This window comes from Paralcaligenes ginsengisoli (genome assembly GCF_054781135.1).
Genome location: NZ_BAAGUZ010000033.1, coordinates 41309 through 57297 on the forward strand (window position 1 = coordinate 41309; position 15989 = coordinate 57297).

At 60.5% G+C, this 15989-nt stretch carries 17 protein-coding genes; 4 read left to right on the plus strand and 13 right to left on the minus strand.

What is annotated here, in order from left to right; genetic code table 11:
• Positions 1 to 20 precede the first annotated feature (20 nt).
• From ACYVIS_RS16390 to ACYVIS_RS16400, 3 genes are read left to right on the plus strand one after another with little or no spacing between them, the layout of a single operon-like run.
• Positions 21 to 1595: a methyl-accepting chemotaxis protein gene (locus tag ACYVIS_RS16390; protein WP_460874455.1), complete on the plus strand. Its 1575-nt coding sequence runs from the start codon at positions 21 to 23 to the stop codon at positions 1593 to 1595.
• Between the two features lies 1 nt (position 1596).
• Positions 1597 to 2064, plus strand: coding sequence for a hypothetical protein (locus ACYVIS_RS16395; protein ID WP_460874456.1), 468 nt, complete (start codon positions 1597 to 1599; stop codon positions 2062 to 2064).
• Between the two features lie 53 nt (positions 2065 to 2117).
• Positions 2118 to 3839, plus strand: a complete 1722-nt coding sequence (locus ACYVIS_RS16400) for a methyl-accepting chemotaxis protein (protein ID WP_460874580.1) — start codon at positions 2118 to 2120, stop codon at positions 3837 to 3839.
• Between the two features lie 89 nt (positions 3840 to 3928).
• On the opposite strand, the gene fliR is transcribed toward ACYVIS_RS16400, so the two are convergent.
• From fliR to fliF, 13 genes are all read right to left on the minus strand, one after another.
• Positions 3929 to 4717, minus strand: coding sequence for a flagellar biosynthetic protein FliR (fliR, locus tag ACYVIS_RS16405; RefSeq protein ID WP_232743652.1), 789 nt, complete (start codon positions 4715 to 4717; stop codon positions 3929 to 3931).
• A 24-nt stretch (positions 4718 to 4741) separates the two neighbouring features.
• The gene (fliQ, locus tag ACYVIS_RS16410; RefSeq protein WP_232743651.1) at positions 4742 to 5011 is read right to left on the minus strand and encodes a flagellar biosynthesis protein FliQ; all 270 of its coding nucleotides are present in this window, start codon (positions 5009 to 5011) and stop codon (positions 4742 to 4744) included.
• Positions 5012 to 5021: 10 nt separating this feature from the next.
• Positions 5022 to 5816, minus strand: a complete 795-nt coding sequence (gene fliP / locus ACYVIS_RS16415) for a flagellar type III secretion system pore protein FliP (RefSeq protein WP_460874457.1) — start codon at positions 5814 to 5816, stop codon at positions 5022 to 5024.
• Between the two features lie 25 nt (positions 5817 to 5841).
• Positions 5842 to 6168: a flagellar biosynthetic protein FliO gene (gene fliO, locus ACYVIS_RS16420; RefSeq protein WP_232743649.1), complete on the minus strand. Its 327-nt coding sequence runs from the start codon at positions 6166 to 6168 to the stop codon at positions 5842 to 5844.
• Between the two features lie 5 nt (positions 6169 to 6173).
• Positions 6174 to 6677, minus strand: coding sequence for a flagellar motor switch protein FliN (fliN, locus tag ACYVIS_RS16425; protein ID WP_232743648.1), 504 nt, complete (start codon positions 6675 to 6677; stop codon positions 6174 to 6176).
• Positions 6670 to 7680 (minus strand): flagellar motor switch protein FliM, encoded by a 1011-nt coding sequence (gene fliM / locus ACYVIS_RS16430; RefSeq protein WP_232743647.1) that lies wholly within the window; start codon positions 7678 to 7680, stop codon positions 6670 to 6672. Before fliM ends, fliN begins: the two co-directional genes overlap by 8 nt.
• Positions 7680 to 8123: a flagellar basal body-associated protein FliL gene (fliL, locus tag ACYVIS_RS16435; protein ID WP_460874458.1), complete on the minus strand. Its 444-nt coding sequence runs from the start codon at positions 8121 to 8123 to the stop codon at positions 7680 to 7682. The genes fliM and fliL overlap by 1 nt, the downstream gene beginning before the upstream one ends.
• A gap of 367 nt (positions 8124 to 8490) precedes the next feature.
• Positions 8491 to 9747, minus strand: a complete 1257-nt coding sequence (locus tag ACYVIS_RS16440) for a flagellar hook-length control protein FliK (RefSeq protein WP_460874459.1) — start codon at positions 9745 to 9747, stop codon at positions 8491 to 8493.
• 12 nt (positions 9748 to 9759) lie between these two features.
• Positions 9760 to 10209: a flagellar export protein FliJ gene (gene fliJ / locus ACYVIS_RS16445; RefSeq protein WP_460874460.1), complete on the minus strand. Its 450-nt coding sequence runs from the start codon at positions 10207 to 10209 to the stop codon at positions 9760 to 9762.
• The gene (fliI, locus tag ACYVIS_RS16450) at positions 10202 to 11659 is read right to left on the minus strand and encodes a flagellar protein export ATPase FliI (protein WP_232743643.1); all 1458 of its coding nucleotides are present in this window, start codon (positions 11657 to 11659) and stop codon (positions 10202 to 10204) included. The genes fliJ and fliI overlap by 8 nt, the downstream gene beginning before the upstream one ends.
• Entirely contained in the window at positions 11656 to 12399 is a 744-nt protein-coding gene (gene fliH / locus ACYVIS_RS16455) for a flagellar assembly protein FliH (protein ID WP_460874461.1), read from the minus strand. The genes fliI and fliH overlap by 4 nt, the downstream gene beginning before the upstream one ends.
• Entirely contained in the window at positions 12392 to 13396 is a 1005-nt protein-coding gene (gene fliG / locus ACYVIS_RS16460; protein ID WP_232743641.1) for a flagellar motor switch protein FliG, read from the minus strand. The genes fliH and fliG overlap by 8 nt, the downstream gene beginning before the upstream one ends.
• Complete coding sequence (gene fliF, locus ACYVIS_RS16465; protein WP_460874462.1) at positions 13383 to 15068, minus strand: flagellar basal-body MS-ring/collar protein FliF; 1686 nt, start codon at positions 15066 to 15068, stop codon at positions 13383 to 13385. The genes fliG and fliF overlap by 14 nt, the downstream gene beginning before the upstream one ends.
• A 572-nt stretch (positions 15069 to 15640) precedes the next feature.
• Between fliF and fliE the strand changes: the two genes are divergently transcribed.
• Complete coding sequence (gene fliE / locus ACYVIS_RS16470; RefSeq protein ID WP_232743639.1) at positions 15641 to 15973, plus strand: flagellar hook-basal body complex protein FliE; 333 nt, start codon at positions 15641 to 15643, stop codon at positions 15971 to 15973.
• The last annotated feature ends 16 nt before the right edge of the window (positions 15974 to 15989 follow it).

A 15989-nucleotide genomic window follows, 5' to 3' on the forward strand; every position in this document is an offset into this window, starting at 1 on the left:
CGGGTAAAAGAGAGTACTTGATGAAGTTCAAACGATTGCAACTCAAGACAAGTCTGTCGCTGATGGTGTTTTTCCTGTCTTTATTGACGTTCGTTGCGGTAGGTATAGGCTGGAATAGCCTGTATACGGCGCGCCAGCAGATGAATGCGCTTTCGACCAGCAGCATCGAGGCGGGCCGTGAAGTCAAGAATGCGTATGAGCAATCCCGGTATGCGCAGCCGGCCGTTGCGGCCCAGGGGCTGGAGGCCGCCTTCAAGCGTTTCGATCAATACCTTGCGGGTGAATATTCCGACACTTCCGCGGATGCCGCGAAGCTCTATCAGCAGGCTCTTTATGTTTTTGGCTGCTTGATCGTTCTTGCCATTGTGCTGGCACTGGCGGCGTACCGGACCTTGTCGCGCACGGTGCTGCGGCCGTTGAAGCAGGCCGGCGCCCATTTCGATCGCATAGCTTCGGGCGACCTGACCGAGCGTATCGAAGTCACCACGCAAAACGAGATCGGCATGCTGTATGCCTCGCTCAAGCGCATGCAGGACAGCCTCGGCCGCATCGTCGGAACCGTGCGCCAGGGTATGGATCAGATCAATACCGGGTCGCAGCGGATCGTGCTGGGCAATACCGATTTGAGCAGCCGTACCGAGCAACAGGCGGCGGCGCTGCAGCAGACGGCGGCCAGCATGGAGCAACTGGCCAGCACGGTCAAACAGAATGCCGATAATGCGCGCCAGGCCAATCAATTGGCAGCCAGCGCATCCGAAGTGGCGCAGCGCGGCGGGCATGCCGTGGGCGAAGTCGTAACGACCATGCAGGGTATTTCCGCCAGTTCGCGCAAGATTTCCGACATTGTAGGCGTGATCGACAGTATTGCCTTTCAAACGAATATTCTGGCATTGAATGCGGCGGTCGAGGCCGCCCGGGCCGGCGAACAGGGTAAAGGCTTCGCTGTCGTTGCGGCCGAGGTGCGGGCGCTGGCGCAGCGCAGCGCCCAGGCGGCCAAGGAAATCAAGGGCTTGATCGAGGATTCCGTCAAGAAAGTTACGGAAGGCTCGACTCAGGTTGAACAAGCCGGCGCCACCATGGAAGAAATTGTCGTATCAGTGGCGCGGGTCACTGACATCATGGGTGAAATCTCGGCGGCCACCACCGAGCAGTCGACAGGTATAGACCAGATCAATCGCGCCGTAACGCAAATGGACGATGTGACCCAGCAGAACGCCACCCTGGTGCAGGAAGCGGCGTCGCTTGCCGCGGCTTTGCGCGAGCAGGTGGCGCAGGTCAGCGATGCGGTGTCCGTGTTCAAGACGATCGACAAGCAGGTGATCGATGTCGCGGCGACGGCCATCGCCACCACGGCCGGCAAGGCGCGCGCAGCCACGGCCGCCGGCAGCCAGGCAACGGGGGGCCGGGCATTGCCCTCCGCCAATTCGGCAAATGCCGCCGGCGCGGTATCGGCGACTGCCTTGGCCGCGGCTTCCCTGCAGGCCGCTGCCCGAATTCCGGGCCAGCTCCCAGGCCGGGTGCCCGCTTATGCCGGAGCCACTGGTGCTGCGGCGGCGCACAAGCCGATAAGCCAGGATGATTGGGAAGAGTTCTAGCATGTTTTCCACTTCCGTCTTGTCTCGATTTTTCCTGCTGGCCCTGGGTTTGTCCCTGGGCCTGGCCGCATGCAGCACTTCCGGACGCGCTTTTCACACGTCGGATCTCGAGCAGATAAAGGTGGGGCAGACTACGCTGGAACAGGCCAGCGCCATTCTCGAAGCCGAGCCGGACAACATCTATATGCAGGGCGACGGCTCGGCTCTGGCTGTTTGGGCCCATAAGGCCTCGCTTGTGACCGATGCGATTTATTTTCGCCGTGAGCTATGGCTCGACTTTGGGCCGGACGGTAAATTCAGCCGTGTCGTGAAGAGCACTAATGTGCCTACACGATCCCTGCAGCCTGCCGCGGCACCCCACACGAGCGTACAGAATGCGGCAGTCCCTGCGGACAATAGCCCGATGGGCAATATGTCGCAGGCCCCACTATATGCACCCGCCGTAAGCTACAGCCTGTCGCCCCAATAGCTTTCATTTCTGTACCGCGAGGTACGCAATCGAAATCGGATTCAATCATGTCCATGACCATGCAATTTCCACAAAATGAAGTAAAAAAATCGAAACGCACCCGAAGCTCCCGTTTTCGGCTGGGAGGCTCAAAGGTCAGTTCCATGCTCATGACCGGGCTTGCGCTGTTCATGCTGCTGATCATGGCGGTGGGCGGGTTGGGAGCTTACTTTCTTTATCTGAATGTTCAGGCTGTGCACACCATAGGCGAGCAAAATAGCCGAGCCCAGCAGGTTCTGCTGATGAGCAACGATATGCTGCATGCCCGCGTGTCCCTGCTGGTCGCGGCCCGCTATCAGCAGGAGGCCAGCTCCTCCATGGATCCGGCCCTGAAACAGAAAGCCAAGGACATGCTCGACCAGGCAACTCAAAAGCTCGATGCGGTCAAAAAGAGCTTCGTGGATTTCCGCAAGAACCTGCCTGAAGATCCAGAAGCGCGGCGCCTGTCGCTCAGGCTGGTCAGCACGTATCAGCCTTATGTGGACGATGGCATCGACCCGATGGTTCAGGCCTTGACGATACAGGACTACACGACTTTTTATTTTGTCAATAATCAGTTTGGCATCGAGCGCAGTATTACCTTCGAGAAAGCCATCCAGACTTATTCGGCCTATATAGACAAGCAGGAAAAGCAAGCGTTTGCCGCCGCCGGAGAAAAATTCCATCAGGCCCTGATGGCGATCGGCGCCGCGGTGCTGGCAGGCCTGTTGCTCATGATTGCCGCGCGCATTATTTTCGGCCGGGCGGTGATCAAGCGCCTGATCGAGGCAGGGGGACATTTTGACCGGATATCTGGAGGGGATTTGACGCAGCGGATTGAGGTGAGGTCGCGCAACGAGATAGGGGTGCTGTACGAGTCGTTGAAGCGGATGCAGGAGAGTCTGACGCGCACGGTGACGACGGTGCGCCAGGGGGTAGAGGAGATCACGCTGGGATCGCGCGAGATATTCATGGGGAACACGGACCTGAGCAGTCGCACGGAGCAGCAGGCGGCGTCGTTGCAGGAGACGGCGGCGAGCATGGAGGAGTTGGCCAGCACGGTCAAGCAGAATACGGAGAATGCGCTGCAGGCGGACAAGCTGGCCAAGGGGGCTTCGGAGGTGGCGCAGCGCGGCGGGCGGGCGGTGACGGAGGTGGTGGGGACGATGGAGGAGATCACGACGAGCTCTGGCAAGATAGCGGAGATTGTGGGGGTGATAGACGGGATAGCGTTCCAGACGAACATCTTGGCGTTGAATGCGGCGGTGGAGGCGGCGCGGGCTGGGGAGCAGGGCAAGGGATTTGCGGTGGTGGCCGGTGAGGTGAGGTCGCTGGCGCAGCGCAGTGCGCAGGCGGCCAAGGAGATCAAGGTATTGATCGAGGAGTCGTTGCACAAGATCAAGGCTGGGGCGACGCAGGCCAAGCAGGCAGGCCAGATCATGCAGGAGGTGGTGGGGTCGGTGCATGGAGTGACGACGATCATGGGGGAGATTTCGTCGGCGTCGCGGGAGCAGTCCGAGGGGATAGAGCAGGTGAATCAGGCGGTGGCGCAGATGGATGGGGCGGTGCAGCAGAATGCGGCGCTGGTGGAGCAGGCGGCGGCCGCGGCGGGCTCGTTGCAGGAGCAGGCGGGTCGGTTAAGCGAGGCGGTGTCGGTGTTCAAGCTCAGTGGAGGGGAGGTGATCGAGGCGGGGTCCTCGGGGGCCTTGTCGCACGAGGGCCGGTCCCCAGCCCTTGAACACTCCCTGGCCGTATAGATAGATGCAGCAGGGGCGGCCCTTGTGGCCGCCCGCCCGCGGTTCTATTTGTTGGCCCCGATCAGAACAGGCTGGTGCATGGGCCGGCCCTATGTGCCGGCCAGCGCCATGGCCAGGCGTCCCATGGCTTCGTAGCCGGATTGAAACAGATGCGCCAGGAACGGGGTGGACTGCGGCAACACTACCGTCAGCAGTATCAGGCCTACCATCAGGCTGATCGGAAACCCAACGGCGAATACGGAAAGCTGCTGCGCGGTTCTATTTAGAATTCCCAAAGCCAGATTGATGGTGAGCAAGGCAATGATAATCGGCAGCGCAAGCAGCATTCCCGAAATCATGATCTGGCTGCTCCAGTCCAGCAGTACGCCCCATCCGCCCGAATCCAGGGATGACCCGCCTATGGGCAGCACTTCGAAGGTGCGGACCAGGCCGGCCAGCATCAGCAAATGGCCGTTCAGCGCCAGAAAAATCAGCATGGCAACCACATTCATCAGGCGTGAGAGCACCGCCGTATTGGCCCCCGTGCCGGGGTCGAAGAATGATGCAAACGACAAGCCCATCTGCAGGCCGACGAACTCGCCGGCCGTCTGCACCGCGGCAAAGGCAATACGCATGGTCAGCCCCATGGCGATGCCGATCATGACTTGCTGCGCGGCGATCCATAGTCCCGCAAACGAAGCGGGAGCGATGGGCGGCATGGGGCCGAGCGCGGGAGCAATGGCAATGGCCGTCAGCGCCGCGAAGCCTACTTTTACCCGGGCTGGAATGGCGGATTCACCAAGCAGCGGAGCGGTGCTGAGCAAAGCCAGCAAGCGCAAAAATGGCCAGATAAATGCCGTGATCCAGCCGTAGAGCTGATCGAGCTGGAAGGAAACCATGAACCTGGGGCGTCGCAGTCGTTGTCAGGATACCAGGCCCGGTATCTGCGCAAGCAGTTGCTGCATATAGTCGACCATGGTGCTGATCAGCCAGGGGCCCAGCAGCACGAGTGCGGCGCCCACCGCCAGCAGCTTCGGGATGAATGACAGCGTCATTTCATTGATCTGCGTCGCGGCCTGGAAAATGCTGATGAGCAGTCCCACCACCAGGGTCACCAGCAGCAGCGGGCCGGCCATGATCAGCGCGATTTTCATGGCCTGATAGGTCATGGACATGATGGCTTCGGAATTCATGGCGGTTCCTTTATTGATAAAAGCTGCGTGCCAGCGAACCCAGCAGCAGGTGCCATCCGTCGGCCAGCACGAACAGCATGAGCTTGAAGGGCAGCGAGATGGTGACAGGCGGCACCATCATCATTCCAAGGGCCATCAGCACGCTGGCAATCACCAGGTCGATAATCAGGAACGGGATGAATATCGTGAAGCCGATCTGGAATGCGGTTTTCAGTTCGCTGGCGACGAACGCGGGCACCAATACGCGCAAAGGCACTTCATTGGGGCTGTCGAGCTGTCCTATCTTGGCCATATTGGCAAACAGCGACAGATCGGCCTCGCGCGTTTGATGCAGCATGAAGGTTTTCAGCGGCTGTGCACCCCGGTCCAGCGCCGTTTCAAAGGAGATGGTGCCGGCGCTCAGCGGTTGGTAAGCCTGGCTGTATATCTGGTCGAAAACAGGCGACATGGCAAAGAAGGTTAAAAACATGGCCAGGCCGATCAGCACGGAATTGGGCGGCGAACTGCCGGTGCCCATGGCATTGCGCAACAGGCCCAGTACGATAATGATGCGCGTGAAGCCGGTCATCATCAGAAGCATGGCCGGCAGGAACGACATCATTGTCAGCAGCAGCAAAGTCTGGATGCTGAGCGTATAGGTCTGGCTGCCGTTGGAGCCGGTTACGGCGGTAATCCCCGGCAAGGTAGCCTGGGCCAGTCCCGAAGCCGGGTACAGCAAGGCGAGCGACAACAGGCTCCAGACGGCGAGCCCGGAAAGGGTGCGCAGTCCGGGAACGCGGAGTCGAGCGGAGATGGAATGATTCATGAAGATAGTGCGGGCCAGGCCGGTTTCAGCGGCGCTTCGCCATGATGTGCCGCAGCGTGCGAGCGAAGGCGGGGGCATGTTCCGCCTGCATGGGTTCGTTTTCCGGCCTGGGCAGTGTATGCAGCAGGGACACATGGCTTGTCGTTACGCCCAGCACCAGCCGGGTGTCTTCGACATCGACCAGCGCCACATACGTGCGCGATCCCAGGTTTTGCGTGTCGATGAGCTTGATCATGCGCTTCGTGCCGGGATGCAGCCAGCCGGCACGGCGCGTCAGCCATGCGCCGGCCAGAATAAGGGCCAGTACAAAGAATAGACTGAGTATCAGGCGCAGCGCCGCGGCTTCGGTCATGGGGCTCAGCGTCTGTTGTTCAGGCGTTGCAGGCGATCGGAAGGGGTAATGATGTCGGTCAGGCGAATGCCGTATTTTTCCTCGACCACCACGACTTCGCCTTGTGCAATCAAATAGCCGTTCACGAAAATATCCATGGGCTCGCCGGCCAGTCCGTCAAGTTCGATCACCGAGCCCTGGCCAAGCTGCAGGATATTCTTGATGGTGAGCCGGGTGCGGCCCAGCTCGACAGTGAGCTGGACAGGGATGTCCATGATCATGTCGATATCGCTGCCGGCGTCGCTGGGATTGTCGATCAGAGGCTGGAATACCTGCTGCGATGCCGGTGCAGGTGTCGCGGCGGTTTGCTCGGCCAGTGCGCTGGCCCAGTCGTCCGTGTTTTGATTCAGGCCGGCGGCCTGGGTGCTGCTGCCCTGGCTCGCCTGTTCGGCAAGGGCGTTCGCCCAGTCGGCGTCGGCACCGGCCGAGGTGTCCGGGACGTGCGCAGGCTCTTCTTTTGGCTCAGTCATGATGGGTCGCTTTAGGTAAATCGGTTTCCGAGTTGGCCAGCAGTTTTTGTACGCGCAATGCATACTGGCCGTTGAAGGTTCCGTATGAACATTCCATTACCGGCACGCCTCCGACATGCGCCGTGATGGACGACGGAATATTCAGGGGCAGTACGTCTCCGACCTGCAGTTTCAGCAGCTTGGAAATGGAGGAGGAAATGTGGGCAAAATCGGCTATCAGTTCGACATCGGCGCTGCGTACCTGGCGCGACAACTGATGCATCCAGCGCTGATCGATCGAGCCGATCGACGCATCCTGCAAGGGCCGGGTCAGTACATCGCGTATCGGTTCGATCATCGAATAAGGCAGGCAGATGTTGAGGCTGCCTCCGGTCGATCCGAATTCGATATGGAAAGACGAGACCACGACAATTTCATTATTGCCGGCGATGCTGGCAAACTTGGTGTGCATTTCGGAACGTATGTAGTCGAATTCGATCGGATGGACCGTATCCCATGCGTGCCCGTAGCTTTCAAGTGTCAAATTGAGCAGGCGCCGGATAATGCGCTGTTCGGTCGTGGTGAAATCGCGCCCCTCGATGCGGGTGCTGTAGCGTCCATGGCCGCCGAACAGGCTGTCGATGATCAGGAAGACCAGGTTGGGGTCGAAAGTGAACAGGGACACGCCGCGCAAGGGCTTCATGCTGACCATGTTCAGATTGCTGGGCACGGGAAGATTGCGTTCGAAGTCCGAGTATTTCTGCACGCGTATCGAACCTACCGTTATGTCGGCGCTGCGGCGCATGAAACTGAGCAACGTCGAACGCAGGCGCCGGGCGAATCGCTCGTTGATCAGCTCCAGCGTTTGCATGCGGTGGCGCACGACCCGATCGGGGGAACTTAGGTCGTAGGGCCGTACTCCACCCGGGTCGTCGGCCTGGCGGGTTGTTTTTTTGCTTTCGCCCGTTACGCCTTCAAGCAGGGCGTCGACTTCGTCTTGCGAGAGAAAGTTTTGATAGGACATTATTGCACTACGAAGGCCGTGAACAGCACATTTGAGATGCTTGGGCCGCGCGGTTGCGGCACGTAGGGGGTCTCCAGGACCTTGGTCAGGTTCGTCGCCAATTGAGTCCGCCCTTCGGGCGTCTGCACCGCCACGGGGCTTTGCGTCGAGAGTTCCAGCAGTACGCGGTTGCGCACTTCGGGCATGTAGGTGCCAAGCAGATGACGCGACTCTTCGTCGGCAACCCGCAAGGTGATGGCTACATACAGAATCCGTGTGATGCTTTCATTGCGCAGCGTAACGGTAAAGGGTTCCAGCGGCACGAATATGGGGCCCGGCAGCGGAGCCGGTACTGACAGCCGTGTTTCGGCATTGACCGCGGGCACCGCGCGCATGGAATAAAACAGAGTGGCGCCGACACTGGCCGCCACGATGAGAATGACTCCGAGAATGGTCTTGATCATGGCAGTATTTTGCCGATAGGGCAGGTGGCGGCCAACAGCGGCGTGTTTTCAGAATGAGCGGGATGATTGGGAATATACATCTGAGGCAATGAGTGTATTGGGTGCATGATGGGCATACTGGTTTATCCCTGACATTCTGCATCAAGTACGCACGCCGAATCCTTTTGAATAATGGGCTTAAATCTTGTCAGCTCGTGTCTTTGCATGGGAATGGCCTGAATGGGACAAGTGAGAGGGGCTCTATGGATAGAGATGTGGGCAGAGGGATGGATAGATACCGCCTCGGGAGTCAAGAGACGGCCGGGCAGGGGCGGCTCTTGTGCCCATCCGGCTGCATGAGTTACCCGAAATGAGGTTGGGCTGCCGTTTACGCGAAGGTATCGACAAGCGAGTCGGGCGAGACGCTGCGTGTGCGGGCTTGCCCGACAACACCTTGTTCTGTGGCCGCTCCGGCGATGGCCCCAACCGCGCCGCGGCGCTTTTGCCCGGTGGGCTCGTGGAAGCTTCCTGCGGACGGCCGCTGGTCGCTGACGTTTGCCTGGCCCAGCGAAATGCCGTTTTGCGCCAGGGCCTGTTGCAATTGCGGCAAGGCATTTTCCACCGCGCCGCGCACCGCGGCGTGGGGGGACATGAATATGGCATGGGCCACGTTGTCGCTGATATTGATTGAAATGTGCAGAGGCCCCAGGTTGGGCGGATTGATATGCAGCTCGGCGGTTTGGCTCTGGGCGTGATTCGAAGTCAGGCTTACGAATTGCCGGCCGAAGTCGCTGGCCCATTGCGGGTTCTGCAAAGGCGTGTCGATTCGAAGAACGGCCGGCGACACGGTTGCCGCTGTGCCCGATCCGGCTCCGGGCGTGCCTTGCGCGCCCGGTGAATTGATGTTTACGACGGCAAGGGTGCTGGTTTGCGCGGCATCCTGGGCCAGGTGTAAAGGCTTGGGATCGGCCGGCGGGGAGTTCGAAAAAGGGTGGGACGCAAGCGCAGCTTGCTGACCCGCCGCCGCGATTGTCGCGCCGGCAGTTCCCGGCAGCGGGATTGCGGTATGGCTTTTGAGTTTATCGTTTACCGGGTCGCCGGGTTTGCTGTCGCGCCCGGCCGCCGGTCGGGACGATGGCCCGCTGGGCGTATTCGTGGCGGCCAATTGCTCTTGTATGACACGGGCGATGGCGTCGGGCGATATCTCGGAGCTGGGCGGCGTATTGGCCGGGCCGGTGTCCGGCATGACATGATCTGTGTTGGCGCCGCGTACTGATCCGCCGGGGCTGGCCAGCGCCGCCTGGCTCCTGAGATGGGACTCGTGCATTTCCGCAGCCGAGCCGGCCTGGGCGGCCGCATTCAGGGCGAGTGGTTGCTGTATCAGGCCTTGTCCGGCCACCAGCAGGCTCAGCATCTCTTCATCCGATTTCGCCGGGGCATCGTCTTTAGCCTGGTTGGGTTTGCCCGCCGGTTTGTGCCCTGCTGGGACAAGTACCGCCTGTGGCGCCTGCTGGCTGTCGAGCACGCTGGAAAAACTGGTTTTGGCGTCTTTGGCTTCTTTTGCGTCTTTGGCGCCAACCATGGCAGCAGAGCCCGCGACTTTGTCCGTCTGACTTGTTGCCGCGGAAACTATCGGAATCTTCATGGCGTGGTCAATTTAATGTACTTTTCCGGAACGGCGCAGTTGCCTGGCCGAAATCTCGTCGTTATCGCGCTGTTCCTTGCGGTTATCGCGTATCGTGCGCTGCTGAACTTGTCTGGACAAGAGCGTGGCATAGGAATTCAGCCTGCGTTTTTCGTCATACCAGCTTTGGCGTCCGGATTCGAGCTTTGCGCCTATCTGGACCAATACCTTATTTTGCTGCGCAATCGCCTCATCCAAAGTGGCGATAAACTGCCTGAAATTATGGTAGTTCGACGCTGAAATCCCGTCTTCCGTGGCTTTCTGCAGGCGTTCGGCGTAGTCCTGGCGATATGTTTTCAGCGTATTCAACTGCTGTTCCGCATCGCGGCGAGTGCTGTTCAACTGTTGCAACTGCTTGGCCGCCTGGTCCGCGTTGTTCTGGGCCAGCTCAATCAGCGTATTCAGCGACGAGGGGCTAGCCATGCTGGACGCCGCGGCTTAGTACCGCGCTCAGTTCGGCGGCTGCGGCCGGGTAATTGACGGGGTTTTCCATGCCTTGCTGCAGAAATGCTTCAAGCCAGGGGTATTTTTCAATGGCCTCGTCGATCTTGGCGTCATTGCCGGGTGTGTACGCGCCTACGGCTATCAAATCATGATTGCGCTGATAGCGCGACAGCATTTGCTTGAACCGGTGGACTTCAGCGAATTGTTCTTTAGGCACGATGGCCGCCATGACCCGCGATATCGAAGCCTCGATATCGATGGCCGGATAATGCCCCGATTCAGCCAGTTGCCGCGACAACACGACGTGCCCGTCGAGGATGGCGCGCGCCGAGTCGGCGATGGGGTCTTGCTGATCGTCGCCTTCGGTCAACACGGTATAGAAGGCGGTTATGGACCCGGCCGGCCGATTGTCCACCGATGCGCCATTGCCCGCGCGCTCGACCAGGGCCGGCAGCTTGGCGAACACCGAGGGCGGATAGCCCTTGGTCGCCGGCGGTTCGCCAATGGCCAGGGCGATTTCACGCTGGGCCATGGCATAACGTGTCAGTGAATCCATGATCAGCAGTACATGCTTGCCCTGATCGCGGAAATACTCGGCCAGCTTTGTGGCGTAGACCGCTCCCTGGAGCCTGAGCAGGGGAGAGACGTCGGCCGGCGCGGCCACCACGACCGAGCGCCGCAGGCCGTCGGGCCCCAGGTTGTGTTCGATGAATTCCTTGACTTCGCGGCCGCGCTCGCCGATCAGGCCTACGACGATCACATCGGCCTGGGTGTAACGCGCCATCATCCCCAGCAATACGCTCTTGCCCACGCCCGATCCGGCAAAAAGACCCATGCGCTGGCCGCGTCCTACCGTCAAGAGACCATTGATGGCCCGCACCCCTACATCGAGCACGCTGTCGATGGGAGCACGCATCAGCGGATTGATGGTCGGCGCGGCAAGAGGAACCAGGGTGACTTCGCCCAGTGAGCCCAGGCCATCCAGCGGTCTTCCGGCGCCGTCCAGTATCCGGCCGAGCAGCGCATCGCCTACGGGCAGATGCCGGCTGCGTTCCGGAGCGAGGCTTTCATTCGAATGCTCGCGAGGCAGGGAAATGGGGCTTTGCAGCGCCGGCTCCACGGGCAGGACCCGCGCTCCGGGCGGCAGGCCTGAAATATCGCTTTGCGGCATGAGATAGAGGGTGTGGCCGTCGAAGCCCACGACTTCGGCGTCGGCCCAATGATCGCGGCCGGGTGTAATTTCGATTTTACACGCCGCTCCCACGGCAAGGCGCAAGCCCGTAGCCTCGATGACCAGCCCGGTGGCGCGCCTGACGCGGCCTGTCGCTTGCAGGGAATTCGTGGCGGCAACGCGCCTCGCGCCAACGGCCAGCTGGGCTTGCCAGCGTTCGGCAATGGGGATGTAGCGCATTTTCGGGGACGGACTCATAGTGAGGTTCTCCAGGGATGATCCTGGCCCAGGGCGGCTGTGATTCGCCGCCAGCGTGTTTCAAGCGTGGCGTCGATATCGCCCCGCGCCGTCGCGGCGATGCAGCCGCCCCGTTCGATGCTGTCATCGCTGATCAGCCGCCAGTTTTTAAAAGCAGGATCGTCGGTCAGGTGAGTTTGTATCAACTCCAGGTCGGCGGGATGGACACGCAATTGCAATTTGTCTTGAGGGTCGCTTTCGTCATGAAGAATATCGCGTACGGTATCCAGCATTTTTTCCGGCTCGGCGGCCAAGGTGCTGCGCAGTACCTGCCGCGCGATATCGATGGCCAGTGAAATCAGGTTCTGGCCCACATCGGCCTCTACGGATTCCAGGGCGTCGGCGCATGTGGTCAGCAGTGTCGCCAGTTGCCCGGCCTCTTGTTGGCTGACTTCGCTTCCTGCCGCGCGTCCCTCGGCAAAACCCGCCTGATAGCCTTCCTGGTGTCCCGATTCTGTTCCGGCCCGGATACCCTCGGCCAGTCCCTGGGCATGGCCGGCGGCGTAGCCTTCGGCGCGCGCCTCGGCGCGCGCGGCCTGCCGGATTCGTTCAATCTCCGCGTTCAGTTCCGGCGGCGGCGGAGGGGGAGCAAGCGCGGCCAATGCCGATTTGCGTTTGGGTAAATCGAAAGCCCCCATCTCCCAGCGCTTCCATGCATCGGGCGATGACCATGCTGCTTCGGACGGCCATTTGTCAGACATACTCGTCGTTCCCCATGCCGCTCAGGACGAACTGGCCGGACTCCGCCAGCCGGCGCGCCACCAGGAGTATGTTTTTCTGCTCCTGTTCGACCTTGGACATGCGTACGGGGCCTTGTGCCTCCAGGTCTTCGCGCAGCAGTTGCGCGGCCCGGTTCGACATATTGCGGAAGAACTTGTCGCGCAGCTCTTCGGGGGCTCCTTTCAGCGCGATCGTCAGGGCGGCCGTATCGATCTCTTTCAGGATCAACTGGATGGCACGGTCTTCGATTTCGGCCAGGTTTTCGAAGACGAACATTTCGTCGACTATTCTCTGCGCCAGATCGGCGTCCAGCTCGCGCAGGCTGGCCACAACGGCATCTTCGTCGGCCGAGCTCATGAAATTGAGAATCTCGGCCGCGGTGCGCACACCACCCATTTTGCTGCGTTTGGCGCCCTGGCCGGAGAGCATGTTGTTGAGCACGTCCGTCAGCTCATGCAAAGCGGCCGGCTGGACGCCGCCAAACGTGGCAATGCGCAGCATGACGTCATTGCGCAGGCGCTCGGACAGCAGAGCCAGTACGTTCGAGGCGCGGTCGCGCTCCAGGTGTACGAGAATTGTGGCGATGATCTGCGGGTGTTCGCCGCTTATCAGCTCGGCCACGCTGGGCGCATCCAGCCAGTTCAGGGCATCGATGCCGCTGCTGGCGTTGTCGCCCGCTTCAAGTATGTCTTCGATCAGGCCGGCGGCGCGATCATTGCCCAGAGCCTTGGTCAGCACAGAGCGTATGTATTCGTCGGAACCCAGGGTCACGGCCATGAATTGGTCGGCTTCCTGACGGAATTCTTCCAGCACATTATCGACGTCCTGGCGCGTTATTTGCTTGAGGTTGGCCATGGCGCCGCCCACCATTTGCACTTCGCGCGCCGACAGGTATTTGAAGACTTCAGCCGCCGCGTCTTCGCCCAGCGACATCATCAGAATCGCACAGCGCTCCAGGTTGCTTTCAGTTGCTGCCATTATTTCCCATCCAGGATCGCAATACCATGGCCACGGCGCGGGGGTCTCTCTCGGCCATGCGTCGAGCGGTAGCCAGGTTTTCTTCGTAGCGGTTGATTTCCGAATCGCGTTGCGCCGCGGCTGCTTCGCTTTCGGCGGCGGCGCTGGCGGCGCTTGTCATGGGGGCTGCCGGGGGCATGCCGCTGGAGGTGATGCCGGCCAGCAAGGGTTTGAGCAGGCTGCGCCAGAGCATGAAAATGATCAGCGCAATCAGCAGGTATTGGCCAAGCCGCAGGGCCAGGGCCTGATAGGTGGGATTTTCCCAGATTGCCAGCTTGTCGGGATCTTCCGTATTGAAGGGGCTGTTAACGACACTTAGCGTATCGCCGCGCGCCGCGGAGTAGCCCATGGCTTCCTTGACCAGATTATTCAGCTTGGCCATTTCGCCAGGGTCCAGCGGTACGAGTTTGCCGGCCGTATTGCGCTGGTAGTTGACTACCACGGCTACCGACAGGCGCTGCATCGTACCCACGGAGTGTTTGACATGATTGATCGTACGATCCACTTCGTAGTTGACCGTTGCGTCGTGGCGGCTGTCGCCCGGCTGATTGCTCTGATTTGCCTCGGTGGCAGGTGTTGTGGCATTGGCGACGGCCCCGGGCGCCGCTCCTGGCGCGGCGGCCGTTGCCGGAGCGCGTACGGCGGGCACGTTGGGCCTTGTGATGGGCGCCGTGGCGTTGGCGGGCGGCTGATTGGTCAGGGCTCCGGGCACACCTTCGGGAGGAAGCAGGCCGTGGCGCGCCGACGAGCTGGTCTGTTCGCTGCGAACCGCGGCTTCGCCGGGCTTCTGATTGGGGCGGTAGACTTCCGAGGTCTGTTCGCGCTGCGAAAAATCGATATCGGCGCTGGCCTGGGCGCGTACATTATTGGCGCCCACGAGCGGGGTCAGGAGGGTGAGTATCCGTTGGACTGTGTGCTCTTCCACTTCGCTGGTGAAGGCGCGGCGCGTGCCATCGGCGCCTGCCTGGCCCGAGGGGGCGGTCAGCAGGCGGCCATTCTGGTCCACGATCGACACTTTGTCGGCGGTCAGGTTCGGGACGCTCGACGATACCAGCCAGGTAATGGCGGCTACCTGCGATTCATTCAGCGAGCGGCCGGGGTATAGCGTAATCAGCACCGACGCGGTCGGCGACTGGCGCTCCCGCACGAACAGGGATTCGCGCGGAATGGCCAGGTGCACTCGTGCCTGCTTGACCGAGTGGACGGCCTCGATGGAGCTGGCCAGTTCGCCTTCGAGCGCACGCTGGTAGGTAATTTGTTCGGTAAACTGGCTGGCCCCGAACTGTGTGTGGTCGAGCAGTTCGAAACCGACTTTGCCGCCGCGCGGCAAGCCCTGGCTGGCCAGTTGCAGGCGGGTTTGGTAGACCTTGTCGGCGGGAACCAGCAAGGCCGATCCGTTATCGGAGAATTTGTACGGAACATTCATCTGGCCCAGGGCCGTCACGATGGCGCCGCCGTCCTGGTCCGCCAGGTTGGAAAACAGTACGCGGTAATCGGGTGTTCTGCTCCATAGCAGCAGCGCAACGATCAATGCAACGACGGCAGCGGCCGCGCAGATCTGCAGGGATTTGGGCCAATTACCGAGTTTTGCCAGAGCCGGGAAGCGAGCCAGGAACGCTGCCTGCGAGCTCATTGAGACCCTTTGCCGGTGCCTTGGTGAGGGCGCAATATTAACGTCGGGCAGATGAAAAGCAGGGTACGCATGCGACAGGTTCGTGTTTTTTGGAGAATGCATTATTGCCCGGAATGCAAGCGGCTCAAGTGTCGAAAAACATGGTTTTTGGGGCTTATTTAGATCTTATGAATCATTGCGGGAATAGTGTTTGTGGGGTCGGCAATCTTGTGGATTGCTACGTGACTCCGCAGGATCTTCCTTGTGGATACCTGTCATCTACGTTCTTAAGACGCGGGGGTGGCGGCCCAGGCGGGGTGGAGCTCGCATCGTCCGGTCCTGGCTTTCGCCAGGACTGCCCACCCCGCCTGGGCCGCCACCCCCGCTCGCGTTGAGGTTTTTTGGTAAGCCTCGAATTGGGTGGGGTTTTGCCATTTGTTGCGACGCTTGCCAGCCTGGTTTTTGCGTACCATGACGTCATAGTCGGTGTGGAATGCCGTGCGCGAAATGGCTTGCTTCGGCGAGGTATTCGATCGACAGCAATGCGCCGGCTGTTTTCCCGCTCCGGCCCCTTCTTCATATGGTTTGCAATAATGGCTATTGATCGCTTATCAAGTATAGAAACCGTGCTGCAGCAGATGCGTGCCGTGGCCGATCTGGCGGCTGCGCCCAAGGCCAGCGCGGCGGCATCGTCGTCCGCCAGCGGCGGGTTCGCGGCCGAGCTGCAGCGCTCTTTGCAGCAGGTTTCAAGCATGCAGAACGCCGCCAATACGCAGGCGCAGGCTTTTGAGCTCGGCGCGCCGGGTATATCGCTGAACAATGTGATGATCGATATGCAAAAAGCAAATATCGCGTTCCAGTCTACCGTGCAAGTGCGCAATCGCCTGGTGGCCGCCTACCAGGAAATCGCCAGCATGGCGGTGTGAATATTGCGGCTTCATG